This window comes from Cyanobacterium aponinum PCC 10605, assembly GCF_000317675.1.
GTDB lineage: Bacteria > Cyanobacteriota > Cyanobacteriia > Cyanobacteriales > Cyanobacteriaceae > PCC-10605.
Genome location: NC_019776.1, coordinates 1,312,156 through 1,334,290 on the forward strand (window position 1 = coordinate 1,312,156; position 22,135 = coordinate 1,334,290).

A 22,135-nucleotide genomic window follows, 5' to 3' on the forward strand; every position below is an offset into this window, starting at 1 on the left:
TTCCTAGGGTTTTTTTTTGGACATAAGTAATTCTTGATACAAATTTTCATAAGAACTAACCATGTTCCTATGATTTACAAGCTGTTGAACAAATTCTTGTCCATTTTGTGCTATGTATTTACGCAACTCTCCTAAAGAGTATAATTCTTTAAGAGAATTTACTAAAGAGTCTAACCTGTTAACGTGAAAAAGATACGCATTTTTTTTATGCTCAACTAAAGCTTTTATTTCTGAAATGTCCGATACTAAAACGGGAATTCCCAAAGCCATGGCTTCTAACATCACATTTGGCATTCCTTCTCTAATACTTGGTAGAACTAAAAGATCAGCTTTTTTAACTAAAATATGCCAATCTTTTCTATAACCCAAAAAAATAATTGAATCTTCTAATTTATGTTTTTCTACTAACTTTTTCAGAATCAGTGTTTCTCGCTCAGAACCATGACCACAAACAAACAATACTACTGGATAATTTTCTTTTTTTAATATTCCTATTGCTTCAATAAGTAAGGGCAAACATTTTTGTTTGACGAATCTCCCAGTAAACCATAATTTAAAAATTTTTTGCTCATCCAACAAGTCCGGAAAGACAAGGTTACTGGAAGTCAATTTTAATTCAATGGAATTGGGAATTGTAATACCTTTTTTTCGGTGGAAAAGAATACGATAAAACAAAGGTTCATTAATTGTATCAAAGTTTGTGACCAATCGATCTGCTAAAACATGTTGTATGTAACGACTACGATCTCTAATCCATTGATACATACTACCACTATTATTGATGCTTCTCCTTTGTGCACTTAATATGGGAATACTATATAATTTGCCTACTATAGCTGAAGGAATTGTCATAATTTCCGGTAGCCACAAATGCAAAATATCTGGCTGCCAAGAAACTATTGATTGGCGTATTGAATCCCAATGCCTAAATAAATTTATCTTATAATAATCTTTTATTTGTAAAAGATCAATATCATCTCTTATATTTGGAATTTCAGAACCATAGCTAATAAATAATATTCCCATTTTATATACGGAGCGATCAGCATTATTAACAATTATCTGTAACTGACGTTCTGCTCCCCCTCTTTCTAATGCAGCAATAACATGAAGAACTCTCAATTTGTTGTTTTTAAATTTAACACCCATAAGTTTATTGTTTATTTTGTTGTTATATGTAGCCTTTTTAAGCCAAGATAGTAAAAAATACTTTATATTACGACAAAATTTTTTCGTCACTAGCAATTATGATATAAGACATAAAAAAACGATATAATAGAAAAATCAGGGGAATTTTTTCTCCCCATTTATAGAGAATTCTACCTCTTTGGCTAGGACTGTTTTTAAGATAGTATTTTTCTACAAAGTAGATATTTTTGAATAAAGAATTAAATTCTTTAATAACTTGTGAAATACTTAAATAGTTAGTATTAGACAATAAATAAGCTTGATTTTCCCTCGCTATTTCTTGTGGTTTTTTCCCTTTTTGAGTTGACTTACGAATCCCTAAAAAAGCCCAGAGTAAAAGATAATATTGGTTACGAATAATAGAAGAAAATGGGACATAAACATGGGATTCTATTATTTTGTACTTTGAGGGAAAAATATGGCAGCAAACACCATTGGGCTTAAGAACTCGATAAATTTCAGCTAAAGTTTCACCGTAGTTTTTGACGTGTTCCATTACTTGATTGCTAATTAGTATGTCAAACGTGTTATCAGGATAGGGTAATTTATAAGGATTATCTGAAATTAGTTTAATATACCCTTGTTTGCTTAAAAAAGCAACGTGTTCACCATCCTTGAATTTGAAATCACAACCTTTAGCATTGTATCCCAAGTCTAATAATTCTTTAACAGTATTACCATTCCCACATCCAAAATCGAGAATTCTTGATTGACTGGAAATTTCTATATTAAGGTCATTAAATATCGCTAAAAAAATTGAACTATCGATTCTTCGTTTTTGCATTTTATTTGATTCCTCTCAAAGCCAACATTGACACCACAATTATTTTTTAGGCAATGTTATTGAAATGATACTATCTTTTTTTTGTTTTGTTAAATTTATTTTTCTTGACAAATTCAACCATAATTTTTGCCAATTTATTTCCCAAAAATGCTTGGCTTAAAATTTCGGAATAAAAATAGTTAGGAATATTATTTAAACCCGTGTTTCTTTTAACTTTGTAGTTTATCGGTCTATCTAATAAAATGATCTCCTGCTTAGAATTTTTATTGGGAAAAGGAGTTTCTGGTACTGGTTTGTTTAAAAAATAACATAATTCTTTCCAGCCATGACCTAAGCCCCAATCAACCACTAACAAATCATTTGGTCTATTTTTAAAATATTCAATGACATTTCTAGTATGTTGATCATAAATATATGAATAAGTACTTTCATGGAAACGGTCGCATCCAAAGATACTAATACGAATAGCATTGCCTAAATTATTTGAAGGCTCTTGATATTTCCAACGACAAGAATTGAGCCACTTTTCCTTGTCTCTTGTAGTCAGTATAAATTTACTATTCGGATATAGTTCGTCGAGTTGGGGATAAAAATGCTCCCCAAAATTGGTTAGGGCATCCCAATCACCTTCAAAAGAAAAAGATCCATTCAGTTTGTCCATTATATAGTAGGTAGGATGATGTAGGGATTTATAACCCAAAATAGATAAAGCCTGATTTAAACTTGAAGTTCCACTGCGAGGAAGTCCAATCCCGAAAATCTTATAAGTATTAGAATTCATAAGCAATACATTCTCACAAAAAATAACTTAGAATTTATAATTAAAATAGTTGATTTCTTCAGCAAAAATTTTTTCTACCAAGGCACATTCCTCACTTTTATACCATTTACGATAATCATACCTGTGATTATTTTTTTTTGCTTGAGGAAACATATTAGGAGAAAAAGGAATGTTCAAAACAGAGCAAACCTTCGCCATATCATCAGTTAGATTCTCATAACGACCTATGAAATCAACAACTACAGTGTTGTTAATTGTGTACATAGACCAATTATCATAATTGACTGGTTTTACCTTATGATGATTGGAATCGTCATCGAGGATACGCAAATATTCAAGGAAACTTACATTGTGAACATTTTTTGTTTTAGTACGCCATAGATAATCAGAGACAACTCTTTCATAAGGATTTCTAACAAAACAAAACTTATAATATTTCTTCCATGCTTCCGGGTTGTAATGCTTAATACAAGAAGCTGTTGGGTGAGGCGGATTATTTCCCAATGATTTTTTGTATTTTTCTTTCTGAGCCGCATTAATAGCTAGTATTAATTTTTTTTTCTGAAACAGGGTACTAGGCTCAACCATTATACGTTCAATCATTTTCACGGTAGATAATGGATAGAGTAGGTCTAGAAAACATCTCAGATTGGGTAGAACCCCCAAGTCGAAGGAATCACCCCATGCTCCTATTTGGAGATCAAAGCGACCCAACTTGTTGGATAAAAATGCAGAGATTGAACTACCAGCAACCTTTCGACAATGAATAAAGATAAATTTATGTTTATGACTGATAATCATATTGATTTAGATAAAACTTTAACACATGGACTATTAAAACAGTGAATTTAGATTAAAAATGGTGAACTTAGATTGCTGTTGTCATATGTCTAAATTTAGTTGATTTATCAAGCAATTCTTGGTATGTACCTTCTGTGATTACTTGTCCTTGACTTAATTCAAAAATGCGATCGCATTTTTCTACGGTACTCAGTCTATGGGCAATCATAATGATGGTGAAATTATGACTTAAAGATTCGATCGCTTTCATAACCTCCTTTTCTGTGGCATTATCTAAAGCACTGGTTGCCTCGTCAAATACTATCACAGAAGCGTCTCCATATAAAGCCCTAGCAATACCAATTCTTTGACGTTGCCCTCCACTGAGACGGATTCCTCTTTCCCCCACATAGGTATCATATTGAGCGGGTAAATATTCAATAAACTCAGCGATTTGAGCTAGTCTAGCGGCTTTTTTGACTTGTTCTAAGTCAATTTTCTCATGGGGAACTCCAAAAGCTATATTTTCTGCAATTGTACCATCACACAGGAAAATTGATTGAGGTACATGGGCAATATTTTTTTGCCACCGATATAACCTTTCTCCTTCTAAGGGTAAATCATCCACCAGAATACTTCCTTTTTGAGGTTGTAAAAGCCCTAAAATTAAATCTGCAGTGGTGCTTTTTCCACTGCCAGTACTACCTACAAATGCAACAGTAGTTTTTGCTTGAATAGTTAAATTTAAGTTTTGTAAAACCCAATCAGTTTCTTCGGAATAACGAAACCAAATTTCTTCCAATTTCAACTCCTTTTTAAGGGGAAGGGGAGTCAGTGATTGAATAGCAGAAATTTTCAGCTGATTATTAACTTGTCTTCTTAAACCTATTAAAACCCTTGTGATAGATGCTTTTGAACCTTGAATTTTTGCCAAAGAATTAAATGTTTCCTGTAAAGTAGGTAATAATTTTTTCGCCCCTAAAGCAAGACTACCTAAAATGGGAATAACTCTACTAAAGTCGCCATTTTTCCCTAGACTTAATGCTAATAAAGCAATGGCAGATAGCGCCAAGGCTTCAATGAAAAATTTAGGAGACTGAGCAATAACATTATTAGTTGCTTTAGCTTTTTTCAAGGAATACTCAGATTTTTGATAGACTTTTTCAAAAAATTCTTGATTATGACTCAATAAAATATCTCTAACTCCCCCAATTCCTTCTTGAACCACTTTTATCTTTTTCTGTCCCGCCTCAGTTATGATTTTACTATTTCGTGTTAATAATTTGCGACGAGTTCTATAAATGATTATATAAGCTCCCCCCAAAAGAATAGCAGTTCCAAAAGCAATAGTGCCGTCAATAAAAATAAAAGTGGTTATGAGAGCAGGTATAATGAAAGCATTATTAATTAACGTAGCAAGAGGAATTAATACGTTTTGAGTAAGATTATCTGTATCGACAGTTACTGTTTGAATTAAATGACTGGAATTTTGTGAAACGTGGAAAATATAAGATTGTTGTAAAGTTTTATGGTAAATTTGATTGCTAATATCCGCACCTACTGCTGACGCAAAACGAATTCTAAAATGAACGGTGATTAATCTTATTCCATTCGCTATTATTACCGTCAAAATAAATCCTGTGGCTAATAAGGTAATTAATTCAATGGGTGTTTCAATGGAAAAAACATCAAAAATTAGTTTTAGTTTTGGATTGTTAAGGATATTTTCTGGATTACTGAATGCACTGAGAAAAGGAAATATAGAACCTACACTTACCATTTCGCCAAGAGAGGATAATAGCATTAAAATAAGCAACAAAAACATTTGCCTTTGACGACGGGGAGGAAGATAAGTCCATAACTCCTTTAATTGAGACATCAAAGAATCATTCCTTTTTATTAATGGTTTTTTGCTTTGTATCATGAAATTATGATCTAAAAATATATAGGTATTTTTGATTAAGATAATATTTGTTGTTAATCTTTAACTAATCTTCATAAACAGAGACTTATTATTTTTTTTTGTGCATATTTCGGTTTTATTTTGAAATTTATCTTTATATCGGAGATTATAAACTATTCCTACAAAAATTGTTTTGATTTCGGATACATAAATAAAATATCGATATTGTTTAGCTTAATTTACTAAAGCATTGTCTTTTGCTTTCTCACAAATTAATATCGATTCTAGTATTTAGATTTCCCGTTTTGGGTAGAAAATTGAGGGAATAAGCTATACTTAAGTTATTTTTTATGGAACCATTACCTACAAAATAATTATCTTGCGGTGCATCACTAAACATTAAAATAATTGAAATAGTTAAAAAATTGGACAAGGTATCAGTTAGTCAAATCAAAATCATATATATTTTTAGTTATATTTAGTTTCAATACCTAATCACCAATGCTAAAAAGTGATTATTTAGTTTCTCAGTCCTGCAAATTTATATCCATGACTTCAATAAAAATGTTTACAAATGCTATTCTTCGTTATAGTCCAAAATATAATGATATATCCCGATCGCACCGAAGACTAATACTTTTTTGTTTAGATACGATTGTATGTATTTTGTCTTTGCTATTCGCCCTGAGCAACTTTTATGGTATTTCTCAGGGTATTTTTTTATCTAGCCGTTTTTTGCCGCTACTGCTGATTTATATTGCTATCAAATTATTATTTTTAGGATTGTCAGGTTTATATCGTTCCGTAGTTAGATACACTGACTTAGGATTGGTATCAACTATCACGAAATCAGTTATCTTGAGTAGTTTATTTGGCATCTTATTAATTTTTCTCTTTGCTTCAGAGTATATTGCTGAATCAGTAATAGTTGTGGATGGACTCACCACAATTATTGGCTTACTTTTACTACGCTTTACCGTTTATTCCCTAATTAAGTCTTTAAATAGCTACTATGAAATTAACCAAGAAAGAAAAGAAAAACTCGTTATTTATGGGGCGGGTTCTGCTGGTTATCAGCTATCTAAAAGCCTTGAATACCAAGCTGAATATGAACTAATTGCTTTTGTCGATGATAATCCTGAATTAGAGGGAAGGATCATCTCTGGAGTGCCTATTTATCGTCCGAGATATTTGTTTAATCTTATCAGACAACAACCCATTGATAGTATTATTTTCGCCATTCCTAACTTAACAACATTAAGAAAACGGGAAATTATTGAAGGGTTACAATCCTTACCTGTTAAGTTTAAAACGATTCCCAATATGAAAGATTTGATTTCTCAAGGTGGTTCGCCACCCCAATTGGGAAATATTGATGTCAAATCCTTATTAGGCAGGGAAGAAATTAATCCTAAACAAAATTTACTGGGGCTTAATATCACAAATAAAGTAGTTTTAGTAACTGGTGCAGGAGGCTCGATCGGATCTGAATTGTGTCGGCAAATTATTCAGTTACAACCCCAAGCGCTGATTTTATTTGAGTTGAGTGAATTTGCTTTATATACTATCGATCTGGAATTAAAAGCTACAGATTTTGATGTGCCTATTTATACATATTTGGGAACTATTACCGATGAGCTTTATTTTAAAACTATTCTCCTCAAACATCAAGTGGACACCATTTATCATGCGGCCGCTTATAAGCACGTTCCCTTGGTAGAAATCAACCCTTGTGTAGGTATATACAACAATGTCTTTGGTACTTTTGTAACTGCTCAAAGTGCTGTTCATTGTAGAGTAAAAAATTATGTTTTAATTTCTACTGACAAAGCCGTTAGACCTACAAACATTATGGGGGCGAGCAAAAGAGTCGCCGAGTTAATTATACAGGCTTTTGCCGCCAGAGAAAGCACTAAAACTATTATGACTATGGTACGTTTTGGTAATGTATTAGGAAGTAGCGGTTCTGTTGTGCCCCGTTTTCGTAAACAGATTAGCGAAGGAAAACCAATTACCCTTACCCATCGAGATATTACTCGTTATTTTATTTCCATTCCTGAAGCCGTCAGTTTAGTCATTCAAGCTGGTGCCATGGCAAAAGGAGGGGAGATTTACTTATTAGATATGGGTAAGCCTGTTAAAATCTATGATTTAGCGGTGAAAATGATCAAATTAAGTGGCATGATTCCAGAAAAAGATATTCCTATTCAAATCGTGGGTTTAAGACCAGGGGAAAAGTTGTATGAGGAATTGCTAATAGATACAGACAAGAGTAGTCCTACTCAACATCCTCAAATATTTTCTGGTTCCGAACCGATGATGGAATGGGAAACTCTTAAGCCTCATTTGGATAATCTTTTAAGTTTTGCGCAAGAAGGGAACTGCGAGGAAGTTGTCAGATTACTTAAAATTCTCGTTCCTGAATATCAACCGCAAAGGGAAAAGGAAAAATTAAAGTTGTTAAATTAAAACTTATTATTTAGTATGTATAAGAAACCATTTTTGTGGTTAAATCACACATTTCAATCAAAAAAAAGTCATGAAAGCTCTTTTTAAGATGCAAATTAAGAATAATTTTTTATTTGATCCTCAGACCAATTTTATATAATTATTTATCAGGAAGAAAAGACTACTTTGAGAGGTGATCACTTTGAATAATAATGTGCGATCGCACATTAGTGGGCTATGGCAAATACTGTTTTAATTCAGAAACAAAGTAAGTCCATCCTTCCATAAGACAATTTAAGTATAAAGTGGTAGGTATTTTCACCAATAGTCAAAGCATCGTTATATACAGTAACTTTATGACACAAATATAAGTAACTAATCTAATCAAAATAAATCTTATTACATATAATTCTAATTATGTTTCTGAACAACCCTAATAACCCTGAAAACTTAGTTCCACAAAATCAACCTCCCAATAAATTAGTTTATTTGAACTCGAATGATATTGATGACGACGATGAAATAGATATAAGTGAGCTACTGAGACTAATCAGGAGAAGAGGACTAATTATCATGGGTACAACTGCCGCTTTAGCGATAAGTCTGTCGGCATGGGTATTGTCAAAACCGCCAGTTTATCAGGGCTCAGTAAAACTTTTGGTTGAACCCTTAAATAAGGATAATGCTGATTTAAGTTTCTTAAGTGATATAGCAGGACCTGGAGCATTAAAAGGCAATGAGTTAGACTATCAAAGTCAAATTGATGTCTTAAAAAGTCCTTCTGTAATGAATTCTATCGTAGAACAAATCAGAACCCGTTATCCAGAGATAATTTATCAACCCCCCGAAGATGAAACTCAAGAAAACTTAAGGGAAAAATTGAATGTCACACAGGCAGGAGATACTAAAATTATTGAGGTTAGTTATAAAGATAAGTCTGAAGAGAAAATACTTTTTATCCTTAATCAAATAGTTGATGGTTATTTAGATTACCAAGCAAAAGAATACGTAAGTAATCTTTCTCAAGCTATTGATTTTAGTGAAGAACAAATTACTAGGGTTCGTTTGGAAGTTGCCGCTTTAGAGTCACAGTTAGAAAATTTCCAACAAAATAATAACTTAATCGATCCAAATTCTCGCAACGAAGCCTTAACAACTCAAGCAACGTTTCTGGCAGAAGAAAGTGAAAAGGTTCAAATAGAACTTGATGGGATGAAAAAATTAGCTCAAGAGTTAGAACAAAAATTAAATTTAACACCGCAACAAGGGGTTATCGTATCTCGTCTTAATACAGAACCTTACTACACAAAGCTAATCGAGCAAATTAAGGAAACTGAAACCCAAATCGCTTTAGAAGGTTTGCGTTTTGGTTTTGAACATCCCAGTGTGAAAGCGTTAGTGGCAAAAAAAGATGAATTAGTTGCTTTGTTGAATCGGGAAACTCGCAAAATTCTAGGCTCTGGAAACTCTAATCTTTCTCTCGATTTTTTAACTTCTGTTTCTAATAATGTAGAAACTACTCAGCAGTTTTTTGATGTCAATAATCAAATTCAAGTTTTGGAAGCCAAACAAAGAGGTTTAGATGAGGCTTGGGAAAGACTTAATTCTCAAATCAAAAATTTATCTACTACTAACAAAGAGTATTTTCAACTTCAAAGAGAATTAACTACGGCAAACGAGAGTTTAAATCGACTTTTAGCGCTGAACGAAAATTTACAAATAGAGGTTGCAAGGCAGTCTTCTCCTTGGAAATTAATTACCCCCATAAATGAAACTATTATTGAAGATGTATCTGGCACATTGAGAAAAATAGCATTAATTAGTATTGCTAGTTTGTTTTCCGGGGCCATGTTGGGCTTATTAGTTGACAAGTTAGATTCCTCTTTCCATACAGTAGAAGATGTTAAAAGTAGTGTTAATTTACCTTTATTGGGAGTGATACCCCACAACAAGTTTTTAACAGAAATTACTGACAAGAAGAAAAAACGATCTGATAGCATTCCTAGTTTGAGTCGTAAAAGTATCTTTGATGATGAGTCGATTACTTTTAGTTTGGATAGCTATTGCTCTTTATACACTAATATAAATCTATTAAGTTCAGATACTTCTATTCGTTCGATTGTGGTGGGTGCGGCAGAGGCTAGTGAAGGAAAATCAACTACATCTTTATTTTTAGCAAAGGCGGCGGCACTTTTAGGGCAAAAAGTTTTAATTGTGGATGCGGATATGCGGAAACCAAAAATTCATACTTATTTGGGGATCAAAAATAAAATTGGCTTGAGTAATTTAATCGCTGAAGATATACTTCCTGAAGATGTTATTCAGTCTTTTGATGATGGTCTTTCTGTTATTACTGCGGGTTCAAAACCGCCTAATCCTACTCGCCTAATCGCTTCTCGTAAGTGGCAAACTTTGATGCAGAAATTTAAGCAGGATTTCGATTTTGTAATTTATGATACTCCTCCTTTGATGGGTTTTTCTGATGGTAAAATATTGACTCCTCTTACAGATGGTTTAGTTTTTGTAGTCAGAATGGGTAAAACTCGTCGTCCTAATGTACAACAGGTAATTAATGATTTACAGGTTTCTAAGTTGACAGTTTTGGGAATGGTGGCTAATGGTGTTAAAAATTATATGGGGGGTGCTTATTATGGTTATTACAATTACAAGAACTATTACAATGATGAGCGTTAGGGGTATTTAAAAATTAAGGATAGAAATTTTTAGTTTTTGAGCCTTTGTACGATCGCACTTAATTTTCGTAAACTAATGAGGGCATTTTTGATTAATTTTACTGCCTTCCAAGGTTCTTTTAAAAATGCGATCGCAACTTTCCTGTTATTCAATTTGCCATCAAAAGTAATAGCTGAATTTAAGTCAGGTAAATCATCATCATAATTATCGCTAACAACCCTAATCACCGAAACCGACTGGAAATAATTTAAAAGAGCAAAACTTTCCATATCCACGATAGAAGCACTGGTTTTTTGAAACAGACTCTTTTTTTGACTGGATTGGCTAATTAATGTGTCAGTAGTTAATCCCTTTACCAAAGGACAATTTAACCTATCTCTTAAATACTTATTTAACTGTGAATCACAATTTTTAGTTACTAAATTATCATCATCTAAATAACAACAACTTTCATAAATAACCACATCTCCCACTGAATAATTAGGGGATAAACTTCCTCCCAAACCGATTAAAAGAATGGATTTTTCTCTAGGGATTCGATTATTTTTTAAGAGATTATTAACTGGATTAATTCCTATGGGAATAGGAAAAATTTTACTCTTTAAATCAGATGAAAACAAACTTTTTTGAAGGGCTTTTAACTCTTCTCCATCACACACGAAAATATAATCAATCATGGCTCTCTTACTGCTCGTCATGTAAATTATTGGTTAGGAAAAGGTGTCAGATGTCAGGTGGCAGGTTTGACGGTTAAATAATAAATATTAACTTATAACAATTAATTTTTTTTATTATTAATCTCTTGTTTTACACAGCTTATGGCAATTATTTTTTATTAATTGATCATAGCTACTGTAGAAGAGCCTTATTTTATATTAAATTATCATAACTATTGCCAAAGAGTAAAAGACCTGATTTATTTTTCTCAACTCATATAGTAATCCCTTGTACCTTTAGCGGACATAGCCATATTTAAACGATTTAAACCATGAATGTAAGCACAAGTGCGGAAAGAAACCCCTAATTCTTGATGAATTTTCCAAACTGCTTCTGCTTCCTCAATCATCTTTTCTTTTAATTTTTCTTGAACCTCTTTTAAAGTCCAATATAAGCCATTGCGATTTTGTACCCACTCCAAATAACTAACTGTAACTCCTCCTGCATTAATCAGAATATCGGGGAAAACATGAATACCTTTTGCTTCTAGTATCTTATCCGCCTCGGAAGTAATCGGACCATTTGCCACTTCAAAAATAAATTTTGCCCTTACTCCAGAAGCATTTTCTACGGTTATTTGTTTTTCCAATGCCGCAGGAATCAACACATCCACATCAAGGGTTAAAAGTTGTTCATTCGTAATGTTTTCATGCTCAACTATATTGCAAACGGTGTTATGACAATAGACTCCTTTTATGGAAAGATGCTTTCTTTTGTATTCTCTGATGCTAGAAATATCTAATCCGTGAGGAGAATAAATCCCCCCCTGAGAATCGCTAACCGCAACCACTTTATAACCAGATTTAGCCAATAAATGGGCAATTTCCGCTCCTGCATTACCAAATCCTTGTACTGCAACCGTTGTTGTTTCAGGTTTTTGATTAAATTGAGGTAAAACGCTGTTGATGACGTAAAAAGCCCCTGTGGCTGTGGCCGTATCCCTTCCCTGAGAACCTCCCATGGTTAAAGGTTTTCCTGTCACTACCCCGGGGGAAATGCGACGGCGAATAATACTATATTGATCCATCATCCACCCCATAATCATCTCATTGGTGTAAACATCTGGGGCTAAAATATCCACATCTGGCCCAATAAAATCTGCGATCGCCTCTATATAACCTCTGCTTAACCTTTCTAATTCAGCTTTAGATAATAATTTTGGATTAACGGTAATTCCTCCCTTCGCACCTCCAAAAGGTAAATTAAGTAAGGCACACTTAAACGTCATCCAAAAAGCCAGAGACTGTACTTCATCTAAACACACAGAAGGATGATAACGAACACCTCCTTTTCCCGGGCCTCTTGTATCATCATAACGAACCCGATAACCCTGAAAAATTTTTAAAGAACCATCATCCATTCTCACGGGAATAGAAACACTAAGACTAGCTTTAGGATACTTTAATCTTTCACTTGCGTCCTCAGAAATAGTGACATATTGTAAGGCTTTTTCCAATCTGAGACTTGCATCGGCAAATAGAGAGGACATAAATTTAGATCTACCAAATTTAACATGGATAAATCTATAATAACCCCAGTTCGTTGTAAATTCGGAGTAAATTTCCCCAGTTATGTTAAAGTAAAGGGCTTTGTTTTATATTAGATTACCTAGCTATTAAATAAATTTCCAATAAGTTTCAAGTACAATTAGAAGATGCGATCTCATTCTAACTAAAATCGCTGTAGTCAAAGAGTTTGCCACTTCCGCCATGAAATTATGTAAAAATCCCCCTCATTTAACCATTACTTGGCAAGAATGTAGCAATTTATAGCAACAATCCCTTTATTATTTAAAATCTATTCCTTTAGAAGATACAGATTATTTAGAAACCCAAAAACTATTAAGTAACTATACAACTAATCTAGCAAAAATAAAAATCCAAGAGACAAAAGAAACAGAATCTTTAGAATACTTAAATCAAGCAGAAAAAGGAGTAGAAACACTACTAAAAAGTAACAATAATCAGCCTAATTATATCGCTAGTCAACTACAAGCTATTACCAATGATTTGGAAAAAGTTCAACCTGAAACAACTGCTTATCAAAAGTCCCAAGAATTACAAAAATTTGCAAAAGAAAGAAAAATTAAAACAATTTCAATAACTGATGTTACTGTCAAAATACTGTAAACTAAAAATCTAGCATCAATTCAACCAATAAATTTATCTCGTTGACGTAAGATTCCCATTAAATAACGAGTAGGGGTCAACGTTATGATATAATTGATTGTGTGGAGTTAACGTCCACCTACAGGGGGTCACCTCGAAAGTTGCGGTTAACCATGAATCGTCATGGTGTCTAGGTTTCCTAGATGGATATACGACCCAGTAAGGTAAGTACCAGTCAGCATAACAACCCCCGTAAGAGAGGGGAGAATTGCAAGTAATTGCAGTTCAGAATTTTCTATTACAATCTTTGATTTAATGGTGAGAGTCGTCAAATATCAAATTATTCCCAACATGGAAAGCATCATAAACAATCTTCTCAGTAAAGAAAACTTATTTGCTATATCCTTATTTCCTTATCTAGGCTTTTTATGGTTTCTCACTAAATCAGGAAAAGTACCCAAATTAGCTTTAATTGGTTTTTATCTTCTTCTCCTTTTTGTTGCTATTACTATTCCTGCCGGGCTGTATGCTGAAAATCATTATCATACCACTCTCGCTAATGTTGACTGGTTACACGGAGGGGCAGAATTTTTCTTAACTTTATCAAATATTTTCGTGGTTTTGGGATTTCGTAAAATGGTAATTACCGCAGAAAATCAAAACAATACTCAGTAAAATTAGTGGCTCTCTTATTTCGAGTATGTAAATTATTGATTAAATTAGGCTGAGGGGCAACAGGGGATTTTAAATAGTAAAAGATAAAATTTTAATCAATTACTTTTGTGATAATAATTTGAAGCTCTTACTTTTTATTAAATTATCATAACTACTGTAAAAGATCTGAAAAATCCCGCTTATGAAGCTAAGAATAACTTATTAATTTACACTTCTTACTAACTCTTAAAAAAGACTATTAATTTTATTTTATCATTGCCATATTCTGGATTTAAAAGTACCATCTAAACCCTTTTTGTCTCTTAAAAATTGCCAAATAAGAGTAAAGTATTCTTTAGCGGCACTGACGGAATCACCCATATAACGACACAATAACCCCTGTTGTAAAGCAGTTATTCCTATTCCTATATTTTCGTCATATTTTTCTTTTATCAAATGGCGTAAATTGGAAATATATTGATCAATATTTTCTGACCCTATATAAACTAAATTACCCACCACTGGATTTCCCCCTAAACCATTGGAAGCGTAAAATAAAGGACTATTTCCCATAAAATATTGCCTATCAATCCAAATCGGTTTGTTTTCTCGCCAAATCTCTAAATAATTTAACCAATTACCCCCACTAAAAATTTCCCCCCTTGCACTTCTACCGAAACGAATTATTTCCCATCCTAACCAACTAGCATTATCTTCTAAATCAACTCTCATTTTTTGCTCAAAATTAGCATTGTTAAAAACAATCATTTCTTGTGGTAAATATTCTAAATAAGCATTTTTTTCCAGCTTAATTTTTACTTCTTGAATAGCTTTTTTTCCCTTAGAACCATATATTTTTGTTGCCGCAGGGGTCGTTATTAAAACCTGAGAACTATTTGCTAGACAAATATTTTGCGAGAGAATATCATCTCCAGCTATTCCTCCAGCAGTATGTAAAATAACACTGTGACAAACGGATTTCCCTTCAGGATAAAAAGAATTTTGAAACTTAAAAGGTGCTTGACTAAATACTGATTTTATTGTCGTTTCTTGTTTTTGATGTTCATATACCAGATTTATTATTCCTTGCCAGTGTTTCATTAATTAATATCTATTTACTAAAAATTATTAAGAATTTTTTATACTAATAAAAATACCATTTATTCTATTCTAATTATTGTATTTTTCTTGCTCTCTTAGCTTAGTTGATAGCAATTATCCCTTAAAAAATTGTTTGGAGTTCGGAGTAATATTTTTAATTATCAACTATTCACTTTTGCCCCTTACCCTCTTATCTTTTCCCATAAGACAATTTACACAACTCAAATAGAATTGTTATGTCCTCCATTGTGAAAAAGGATTATTGACTAGATAAGAGTTATAGTAACGCAAATCGTCAGTTACTTCCTCTCCTATCCATTCAGGGAGAATAATATCTTGATTTTCCTCGGTCAATTCTACTTCTGCCATTGTCAAACCTTTGTTCTCCCCTAAAAATTCATCTACTTCCCAAGTTAAATTACCTACAAGTATTTTATAGCGTATTTTTTCAATAAAGGGGCGATCGCACAAAGTTTGTAACATTTCCTCAGCTTCTTCCACAGGAATAGAATATTCAAATTCTGATCTCGTCTGACCTTTTGTTTTACCCTTAAGAGTGAGATAACCCTGCGCACCAACAATCCGAACCCTCACAGTATTACCACTGATAGTATAAATATATCCCTGCCGATAAACCAAACCATTGTCAGGGGGAAACCACTTATCCAGGTTAACTAAAAATTTTCTCTCAATTTCGATACCCATTTTCTTGCCAAGAAAAATAAATTAATGTTATACTAACAAAGTATCAAAAATCAGGGCGGCGTAGCCAAGTGGTAAGGCAGAGGTCTGCAAAACCTTTATCCCCCAGTTCGAATCTGGGCGTCGCCTCTTAAGTAAGACTATTTTATTATAGACTCTTAGGTTCTAACCTCTAAACCTTGAACTCCAAATCCTGCATCCTGAACCTCTAACTCTTTCTTTATTAATAGTTGTGTAGAAATGATAAGTAATCTAAGTTTGTTGGGTTATATTGAAAAATAAACTTGGACTTATTGTAAAGGAGAAGGCGATTATGGAGATAATGATTGAAGATTTGATGGAGCAGTTAGTAGAGTTAGGGGGGTCAGATATGCACATTCAGGCAGGAGCCCCCGTCTATTTCCGTATTAGCGGTAAACTAACCCCCATTGGAGATGAACCCCTTAATGCTCAAGAGTGCCAAAAATTAATTTTTAGTATGCTCAATAATACTCAACGTAAAACATTAGAGCAAGAATGGGAGTTAGACTGTTCCTACGGGGTAAAAGGCTTGGCTCGATTTCGTGTAAATGTTTATAAGGAAAGGGGTTGTTATGCCGCTTGTTTAAGGGCTTTATCTTCCAAAATTCCCAATTTTGATCAATTAGGCTTACCAGATATTGTCAAGGAGATGTCCGAACGCCCTAGGGGTATGATTTTAGTGACGGGGCAGACAGGTTCTGGAAAAACTACTACTTTAGCGGCAATGTTGGACTTAATTAACCGCACTCGTGCAGAACACATCTTAACAGTAGAAGATCCGATCGAGTATGTTTTTCCCAATATTAACAGTCTATTTCACCAACGTCAAAAAGGAGAAGATACTAAAAGTTTTGCCAATGCCTTAAAAGCGGCGTTAAGGGAAGATCCAGATATTATTCTAGTGGGTGAGATGCGCGACTTAGAAACTATTTCCTTGGCGATTACGGCGGCGGAAACTGGACACCTTGTCTTTGGTACTTTACATACTAGCTCTGCGGCGGGAACAATTGATCGTATTATTGATGTATTTCCTTCGGCAGAACAAGCCCAAATTAGAGCAATGTTATCTAACTCTTTATTGGCAGTATTTGCTCAAACTTTGGCTAAAAAGAAAAATCCCAAACCGGGCGAATTTGGTAGGGCAATGGCTCAAGAAATCATGATTGTGACACCTGCGATCGCAAACTTAATTAGAGAAGCAAAAGCCCCACAAATTTATTCTGCGATTCAAACAGGGGGTAAATTAGGAATGCAAACCATGGAACAGGCTTTAGCAAATTTGGTGAAAACAGGTACAATTGCAGTGGAAGAAGCCCTTGCCAAGAGCAGTAAACCAGATGAATTGAAACGCTTATTAGGTTCTTCTATGGATAGCGGGATGGTTACTCCTAGCAAACGTCGTTAATATTTGTTTGAATGAAAGGAAGGATTAAATCATGGCTACTTTTATAGTTCAAGTTAAAGATAAAACAGGAAATGTTTTAGAGGAAAGGGTTGTTGCTAATTCTCAAGATGAAGCTCGTCGTATTCTTCGCAAACGTTATGCGGCAGTGGGCAAAATTCGCAAAGCAGGAATGGACTTTGATTTAGCTTCTATTGAAGCGGCATTAAGTAAGGTTTCTGTTAAAGATAAGGCTATTTTTTCCCGTCAATTTGCCGTATTGGTTAATGCGGGGGTTGCAATTGTTCGCTCTTTGTCAGTATTGGCAGAGCAATCAGGAAATCCTAAGTTTAAGAAGGCTCTAACTACTATTGGAGAGGATGTTCAACAGGGGGTTAATTTATCTGAAGCAATGGCAAAGCATCCCGACTGTTTTGATAGGCTATATGTGAGTATGGTAGAAGCAGGAGAAACAGGGGGGGTTTTAGACGAAGTCATGAATCGTCTTGCTAAACTTCTCGAAGATGTTGCTCGTTTGCAAAACCAAATTAAATCAGCAATGGCTTATCCTGTCACTGTTGGTATTTTTGCGGTGATTGCTTTTTTGGGTATGACCATTTTCTTGATTCCTGTATTTGCTGGTATTTTCGACCAATTGGGTGCAGAATTGCCGGCTTTGACTCAATTTATGGTTACTCTTAGTGATTTTTTGCGTAGCTGGAAAGCAATTATTCCCGTGGGTGTGATTATTGGGGTTGTTTTTGCCTTCCGTCAATATTATAAAACTCCGGCTGGACGTTTACAAATAGATACGATCGCACTTAAAGCTCCTATTTTTGGGGACTTAAATGAAAAAAGTGCTGTTGCTCGTTTTTGTCGTATTTTTGGTACTTTAACCCGTTCTGGTGTGCCCATCTTACAATGTTTAGAAATATCTCAAGAGACTATCCCTAATAAAGTAATTTCTAATGCCATTGGCGCTGCAAAAGATTCTATTTTAGAAGGAGGTATGTTAAGTGTTGCGATCTCGGAAAGAAAGGTTTTTCCCTCTATGGCAATTCAAATGATGATGATTGGTGAAGAAACGGGGGAATTAGATGCAATGATGATGAAAGTTGCAGATTTTTATGAAGATGAAGTAGAACAAGCAGTTAAGGCATTAACCAGCGTCATCGAGCCTTTAATGATGGTTTTAATTGCGGGTATGGTCGGTACAATTCTTTTATCGATGTATTTGCCAATGTTCTCTATTTTCGATCAACTAGGATAACAACAATTAAGAGTTAGTAATTAGAAATTAGTAATTGTTAGAACTACCTACACACTCATTATCTTATTATGGTATAATGGTAGTCTGTGTCTTGCAACCTGTTCGGATCAGGTAAGGGCATTTATAAAGCAGAACTAAATAAAATCTCTGCTACCTGTACGGCAGTATATAAAGGAAATTAATATGACTTACGCAGTAATTGAAATCTGTGGAAAACAACTTAAAGTTGAACCAGGCAGATTTTACGATATAGACAGAATCAATCAAGAATCAGAAACCGAAGTATCCATCGATAAGGTACTTTTAGTTAGTCATGACAATGATATTCATGTAGGACAACCTTACGTGGAAAGTGCGACAGTAAGCGGTACAATCATTGATCATCGTCGGGGCAAAAAAGTTTTGGTCTACAAAATGAAGCCCAAAAAGAAAACTCGCAAAAAAAGAGGTCATAGACAAGAATTAACACGCTTAATGATCGATTCTATTCGTATTGGTGGCAATGTAATTGCAGAAAAAACCTCTGAATCTAAATCTGTAGAAACAGAAGTTGCGATCGAGGCTTAAAATAAAGCACAATAAAAAAATATTTAATCTTATTTAACCTTAAATTTTGCTTAGGAGTATTTAAAATGGCACATAAGAAAGGTACTGGTAGTACTAGAAACGGAAGAGATTCTAATTCCAAGCGTCTAGGTGTAAAACGTTATAGTGGAGAAACAGTAACCGCAGGAAGCATTTTAGTGCGTCAGCGTGGGACAAAAGTTTATCCTGGTAATAATGTTGGTATCGGTAAAGATGATACTCTTTTTGCCTTAATTGAAGGAGTTGTTAAATTTGAAAATAAAACCACCAGTCGTAAGAAAGTAAGCGTCTATCCTGTTTAGATTTACGATTGAGTGTGAACTAACTAAAACTTAGTTTCCACTAAGAATAAGTAAAGGAAAGGGGCTTAAGCCCCTTATTTTTTTATTTCTAACTGGTTTGTTTACTTACTGCTAACCAGAAAACTTATTCCTAAAAATACGACAAATGAGAACAGAAAATTAATCTCTGCCGTTTATGGCAATTAATAAACGTAAAATAAAGATAAATAAGTTGATATAAGTGAGATACATAGAAAGGGCGGCACATAAGTATTGCTCATCCCGATAAGCGCGAGGGAGAAGATAAAAGTCAACTACAGACGCTCCCGCAAAAAGCAACACTCCTAAACCAGAAATACCGACTTCCAACCAACTAGGAGTAAAAACACCAAAAAATCCCAATACAACTTGCAACAGAATTACGACGAATAATCCCATAATACCAAGCTGTACTGTTTTAGTTAGGGCTAATCCATCCTCTTCACCTAAGTTAGAACCAACATTTCGGGCAATCACAAAAGTTACACCACATCCCAAGGCGGCAATGCCCACTCCTTGAAGTCCTACTCCTGCTGTACCTAAAGCAACAAAAACAATACCACTGAGGGTATATCCTGAAAGAAGACTATAGACAGCTAAAAGAGGTAAGGCGGTGCCATTATCTGCCCTTTCTGCGATGCCTCTAACTACGAAAAATAAAACTAACTCGGCAATCATTGCCCCAAAAAAGGTAGGCATGAATATACCGGGGTTGGATTGAATTACTCCTAAACCGCCATAAACACCTACTGCGGTTAAAACTAAACCTCCACCTAGATAAGGTAAGGCTTTATTGATAACATTAGGTCCTACAAGGGCTTGACCTTGAGCCTTTTTGATTGCATTTCTAAAGTTACTGGTTGTTGCCATAAATTCTCTCTATTTAATAATTCGTTAATTTTATATTTTTTCTTTCAAGTGGAGATAACCTTCTGTAATAATTACACACTCTCCTTTTACCTTTATATCTTTTATTATGCCCTTTTGTTTAGTAGCGATCGCCGTAATTTTACTATTTCTTCCGATTTCGATACCTTGTTCAATTAACCACTGCCAACTACCATCAGTTTCCTGTTGAGATTGAACTAAATAAGCCGCAAAAGCCGTTGCCGCCGAGCCTGTGGCGGGGTCTTCTATTATATTCAAAGCAGGGGCAAACATTCTCACTCGCCAAAGATTTTTACTGACAGGGTAGCAAGGGTAAACATGAGGGAAAAGAGTATTTCTTAGGGTTTTTTCCCAATGAGATAAATTTATTTTTGCTTCTGATAACGCTTTCTGACTATTTAGAGGAATAATCATAAAAGGTAAACCGCAGGAAACAGCTTGAGGACTAAAATCAGAATGTAAGTCTGTCTCAGATAATGATAAAACCTCTGCTAAGGCTTTTTTTGAAGGAATATTATGGAAAAATTCGGGAGGATTAGGAGCAGTTAATTCTGATGATTTAACGATACCATTGTCCGTATAAATATTAACGGGTACAAGACCAACTTTTTCCTCAAGAATAATTTGTGTTGCAGAAGATTTGAGAGTAACCATGCCCAAATGAGCTAATAGGAAAGCTGTACCAATGGTTGGATGTCCAGCAAAGGGTATTTCTCCACCTGGGGTAAAGATTCTGACTTGATAGTCTGCCTGAGAATTAGAGGCAGGAAAGACAAAAACTGTTTCTGAAAAATTAAACTCAACGGCTATTTTTCTCATTATGTCGGAAGATAAACCTTCGCTATGGGGGAAAACCGCCAATTGATTACCCGCAAAAGGTTGATTTGTAAAAACGTCTAAGGTATAAAACTGATATTTCATTCAGAAATTTATGGTAATTAATAACAGGTCTGATTTTTAAATTTTTTATGGCTAAAGCCATTACTACAAACTATAGAACTCTGAAAGTCAGTGGGGCAATACTTACTATCTCAATTAGGATTTATTGATACTCATTCAACAACTTATTTAGCATAGCTATATGATTGAATGAAAAGAAGTAAATTCATTCGAGGGGGATATATTTCCATGGTGACATTAATCACGAATAAAACTACCAATCAAACTATAAGTTTAGAGGAATTTCTACAACTTCCAGAAACAAAACCCGTCCGAGAATATTTTGATAATAAAATTACACAAAAACCCATGCCCCAAGCAAAACATAGCCGTATTCAAGGTAAATTAACTAAAGTTATTAACGATGTAGTAGAAGAATCCAAAATAGCTTTAGCTTTTCCTGAATTACGATGTACTTTTAACGATAAATCCATCGTGCCAGACATTGTGGTTTTAACTTATAATCACATCCCTAAAGATGAAAATGGCGAACTTACTAACACGATTTCTATTCCTCCTGATTGGATGATCGAAATTCTTTCTCCTGATCAAAGTCAAACACTTATCATAAAAAAAATCTTACGTTGTCTCGAATCTGGTTGTCAATTAGCATGGATAATTGATCCTGAAGAAAAAATTATCTTTGTCTATTCTCTACAAAAAGTGTCTTATTTCGAATTAGATAGCGATGTTTTACCTATGCCTGATTTTATGGCTGATTTTAGCTTAACTTTAGGAGATATTTTTGGTTGGTTAAAGTTTTAAATGTATTTTGGAAGATAATAACTTGATTTAAGTGAAAATCGGCAACAGGCAACATTTTTTTTACATCAAAATATAACCTTTACTATTATAATTGTTGATGATAAAC

19 protein-coding genes and 1 tRNA gene are annotated in these 22,135 nt (G+C 34.1%); 9 read left to right on the forward strand and 11 right to left on the reverse strand.

Annotation, left to right across the window (positions count from 1 at the left end; translation table 11 throughout):
• Nucleotides 1-3 precede the first annotated feature (3 nt).
• The 5 genes from CYAN10605_RS05435 to CYAN10605_RS05455 all read right to left on the reverse strand — a co-directional run bounded on the left by CYAN10605_RS05435 (nt 4) and on the right by CYAN10605_RS05455 (nt 5,412).
• Entirely contained in the window at nt 4-1,149 is a 1,146-nt protein-coding gene (locus tag CYAN10605_RS05435) for a glycosyltransferase family 4 protein (protein WP_015218934.1), read from the reverse strand.
• 67 nt (nt 1,150-1,216) lie between these two features.
• Nucleotides 1,217-1,972, reverse strand: coding sequence for a class I SAM-dependent methyltransferase (locus CYAN10605_RS05440; RefSeq protein WP_015218935.1), 756 nt, complete (start codon nt 1,970-1,972; stop codon nt 1,217-1,219).
• A 70-nt stretch (nt 1,973-2,042) separates the two neighbouring features.
• Nucleotides 2,043-2,753: a sulfotransferase family protein gene (locus CYAN10605_RS05445; RefSeq protein WP_015218936.1), complete on the reverse strand. Its 711-nt coding sequence runs from the start codon at nt 2,751-2,753 to the stop codon at nt 2,043-2,045.
• Between the two features lie 27 nt (nt 2,754-2,780).
• Nucleotides 2,781-3,554, reverse strand: a complete 774-nt coding sequence (locus CYAN10605_RS05450; RefSeq protein WP_015218937.1) for a sulfotransferase family 2 domain-containing protein — start codon at nt 3,552-3,554, stop codon at nt 2,781-2,783.
• 67 nt (nt 3,555-3,621) lie between these two features.
• Entirely contained in the window at nt 3,622-5,412 is a 1,791-nt protein-coding gene (locus CYAN10605_RS05455; protein WP_015218938.1) for an ABC transporter ATP-binding protein, read from the reverse strand.
• A 573-nt stretch (nt 5,413-5,985) separates the two neighbouring features.
• On the opposite strand from CYAN10605_RS05455, the gene CYAN10605_RS05460 reads away from it, so the two are divergent.
• A complete protein-coding gene (locus CYAN10605_RS05460) occupies nt 5,986-7,905 on the forward strand; it encodes a polysaccharide biosynthesis protein (RefSeq protein WP_051018102.1) in 1,920 nt (639 codons plus the stop codon).
• A gap of 396 nt (nt 7,906-8,301) precedes the next feature.
• Entirely contained in the window at nt 8,302-10,578 is a 2,277-nt protein-coding gene (locus CYAN10605_RS05465; RefSeq protein WP_015218940.1) for a GumC family protein, read from the forward strand.
• Between the two features lie 29 nt (nt 10,579-10,607).
• Here CYAN10605_RS05465 and CYAN10605_RS05470 read toward each other — a convergent pair whose 3' ends face one another.
• Nucleotides 10,608-11,255 (reverse strand): phosphorylase family protein, encoded by a 648-nt coding sequence (locus CYAN10605_RS05470; protein WP_015218941.1) that lies wholly within the window; start codon nt 11,253-11,255, stop codon nt 10,608-10,610.
• A 248-nt stretch (nt 11,256-11,503) separates the two neighbouring features.
• The gene (locus CYAN10605_RS05475; protein WP_015218942.1) at nt 11,504-12,784 is read right to left on the reverse strand and encodes a Glu/Leu/Phe/Val family dehydrogenase; all 1,281 of its coding nucleotides are present in this window, start codon (nt 12,782-12,784) and stop codon (nt 11,504-11,506) included.
• 934 nt (nt 12,785-13,718) lie between these two features.
• Between CYAN10605_RS05475 and CYAN10605_RS05480 the strand changes: the two genes are divergently transcribed.
• Nucleotides 13,719-14,078 carry a DUF3593 domain-containing protein gene (locus CYAN10605_RS05480; protein WP_015218943.1) on the forward strand — a complete coding sequence of 120 codons (360 nt, stop codon included), beginning with the start codon at nt 13,719-13,721 and terminating at the stop codon, nt 14,076-14,078.
• A 252-nt stretch (nt 14,079-14,330) separates the two neighbouring features.
• Here the strand turns inward: CYAN10605_RS05480 and CYAN10605_RS05485 are convergent, their stop codons facing one another.
• Nucleotides 14,331-15,158, reverse strand: a complete 828-nt coding sequence (locus tag CYAN10605_RS05485) for an urease accessory protein UreD (protein ID WP_015218944.1) — start codon at nt 15,156-15,158, stop codon at nt 14,331-14,333.
• Between the two features lie 234 nt (nt 15,159-15,392).
• Nucleotides 15,393-15,863: a CYTH domain-containing protein gene (locus tag CYAN10605_RS05490; protein WP_015218945.1), complete on the reverse strand. Its 471-nt coding sequence runs from the start codon at nt 15,861-15,863 to the stop codon at nt 15,393-15,395.
• A gap of 54 nt (nt 15,864-15,917) precedes the next feature.
• Between CYAN10605_RS05490 and CYAN10605_RS05495 the strand changes: the two genes are divergently transcribed.
• From CYAN10605_RS05495 to rpmA, 5 genes are all read left to right on the forward strand, one after another.
• A tRNA-Cys gene (locus CYAN10605_RS05495) sits at nt 15,918-15,989 on the forward strand.
• A 184-nt stretch (nt 15,990-16,173) separates the two neighbouring features.
• Nucleotides 16,174-17,286, forward strand: coding sequence for a type IV pilus twitching motility protein PilT (locus tag CYAN10605_RS05500; protein WP_015218946.1), 1,113 nt, complete (start codon nt 16,174-16,176; stop codon nt 17,284-17,286).
• 31 nt (nt 17,287-17,317) lie between these two features.
• The gene (locus tag CYAN10605_RS05505; protein ID WP_015218947.1) at nt 17,318-18,532 is read left to right on the forward strand and encodes a type II secretion system F family protein; all 1,215 of its coding nucleotides are present in this window, start codon (nt 17,318-17,320) and stop codon (nt 18,530-18,532) included.
• Between the two features lie 183 nt (nt 18,533-18,715).
• Nucleotides 18,716-19,099: a 50S ribosomal protein L21 gene (gene rplU, locus CYAN10605_RS05510; RefSeq protein WP_015218948.1), complete on the forward strand. Its 384-nt coding sequence runs from the start codon at nt 18,716-18,718 to the stop codon at nt 19,097-19,099.
• 65 nt (nt 19,100-19,164) lie between these two features.
• The gene (gene rpmA, locus CYAN10605_RS05515) at nt 19,165-19,419 is read left to right on the forward strand and encodes a 50S ribosomal protein L27 (RefSeq protein WP_015218949.1); all 255 of its coding nucleotides are present in this window, start codon (nt 19,165-19,167) and stop codon (nt 19,417-19,419) included.
• Nucleotides 19,420-19,578: 159 nt separating this feature from the next.
• Here rpmA and CYAN10605_RS05520 read toward each other — a convergent pair whose 3' ends face one another.
• Together CYAN10605_RS05520 and CYAN10605_RS05525 are read right to left on the reverse strand one after the other, a co-directional pair.
• The gene (locus tag CYAN10605_RS05520) at nt 19,579-20,307 is read right to left on the reverse strand and encodes a Bax inhibitor-1/YccA family protein (protein ID WP_015218950.1); all 729 of its coding nucleotides are present in this window, start codon (nt 20,305-20,307) and stop codon (nt 19,579-19,581) included.
• Between the two features lie 30 nt (nt 20,308-20,337).
• The gene (locus CYAN10605_RS05525; RefSeq protein WP_015218951.1) at nt 20,338-21,246 is read right to left on the reverse strand and encodes a PhzF family phenazine biosynthesis protein; all 909 of its coding nucleotides are present in this window, start codon (nt 21,244-21,246) and stop codon (nt 20,338-20,340) included.
• A gap of 207 nt (nt 21,247-21,453) precedes the next feature.
• Between CYAN10605_RS05525 and CYAN10605_RS05530 the strand changes: the two genes are divergently transcribed.
• Nucleotides 21,454-22,029, forward strand: a complete 576-nt coding sequence (locus CYAN10605_RS05530; RefSeq protein ID WP_015218952.1) for a Uma2 family endonuclease — start codon at nt 21,454-21,456, stop codon at nt 22,027-22,029.
• The last annotated feature ends 106 nt before the right edge of the window (nt 22,030-22,135 follow it).

What these genes read in the sequence shown, in the direction of transcription:
- CYAN10605_RS05435 (WP_015218934.1), bottom strand. Translation starts at nt 1,149, where the DNA reads ATGGGTGTTAAATTTAAAAACAACAAATTGAGAGTTCTTCATGTTATT.
- CYAN10605_RS05440 (WP_015218935.1), bottom strand. Translation starts at nt 1,972, where the DNA reads ATGCAAAAACGAAGAATCGATAGTTCAATTTTTTTAGCGATATTTAAT.
- CYAN10605_RS05445 (WP_015218936.1), bottom strand. Translation starts at nt 2,753, where the DNA reads ATGAATTCTAATACTTATAAGATTTTCGGGATTGGACTTCCTCGCAGT.
- CYAN10605_RS05450 (WP_015218937.1), bottom strand. Translation starts at nt 3,554, where the DNA reads ATGATTATCAGTCATAAACATAAATTTATCTTTATTCATTGTCGAAAG.
- CYAN10605_RS05455 (WP_015218938.1), bottom strand. Translation starts at nt 5,412, where the DNA reads ATGTCTCAATTAAAGGAGTTATGGACTTATCTTCCTCCCCGTCGTCAA.
- CYAN10605_RS05460 (WP_051018102.1), top strand. Translation starts at nt 5,986, where the DNA reads ATGACTTCAATAAAAATGTTTACAAATGCTATTCTTCGTTATAGTCCA.
- CYAN10605_RS05465 (WP_015218940.1), top strand. Translation starts at nt 8,302, where the DNA reads ATGTTTCTGAACAACCCTAATAACCCTGAAAACTTAGTTCCACAAAAT.
- CYAN10605_RS05470 (WP_015218941.1), bottom strand. Translation starts at nt 11,255, where the DNA reads ATGATTGATTATATTTTCGTGTGTGATGGAGAAGAGTTAAAAGCCCTT.
- CYAN10605_RS05475 (WP_015218942.1), bottom strand. Translation starts at nt 12,784, where the DNA reads ATGTCCTCTCTATTTGCCGATGCAAGTCTCAGATTGGAAAAAGCCTTA.
- CYAN10605_RS05480 (WP_015218943.1), top strand. Translation starts at nt 13,719, where the DNA reads ATGGTGAGAGTCGTCAAATATCAAATTATTCCCAACATGGAAAGCATC.
- CYAN10605_RS05485 (WP_015218944.1), bottom strand. Translation starts at nt 15,158, where the DNA reads ATGAAACACTGGCAAGGAATAATAAATCTGGTATATGAACATCAAAAA.
- CYAN10605_RS05490 (WP_015218945.1), bottom strand. Translation starts at nt 15,863, where the DNA reads ATGGGTATCGAAATTGAGAGAAAATTTTTAGTTAACCTGGATAAGTGG.
- CYAN10605_RS05500 (WP_015218946.1), top strand. Translation starts at nt 16,174, where the DNA reads ATGGAGATAATGATTGAAGATTTGATGGAGCAGTTAGTAGAGTTAGGG.
- CYAN10605_RS05505 (WP_015218947.1), top strand. Translation starts at nt 17,318, where the DNA reads ATGGCTACTTTTATAGTTCAAGTTAAAGATAAAACAGGAAATGTTTTA.
- rplU (WP_015218948.1), top strand. Translation starts at nt 18,716, where the DNA reads ATGACTTACGCAGTAATTGAAATCTGTGGAAAACAACTTAAAGTTGAA.
- rpmA (WP_015218949.1), top strand. Translation starts at nt 19,165, where the DNA reads ATGGCACATAAGAAAGGTACTGGTAGTACTAGAAACGGAAGAGATTCT.
- CYAN10605_RS05520 (WP_015218950.1), bottom strand. Translation starts at nt 20,307, where the DNA reads ATGGCAACAACCAGTAACTTTAGAAATGCAATCAAAAAGGCTCAAGGT.
- CYAN10605_RS05525 (WP_015218951.1), bottom strand. Translation starts at nt 21,246, where the DNA reads ATGAAATATCAGTTTTATACCTTAGACGTTTTTACAAATCAACCTTTT.
- CYAN10605_RS05530 (WP_015218952.1), top strand. Translation starts at nt 21,454, where the DNA reads ATGGTGACATTAATCACGAATAAAACTACCAATCAAACTATAAGTTTA.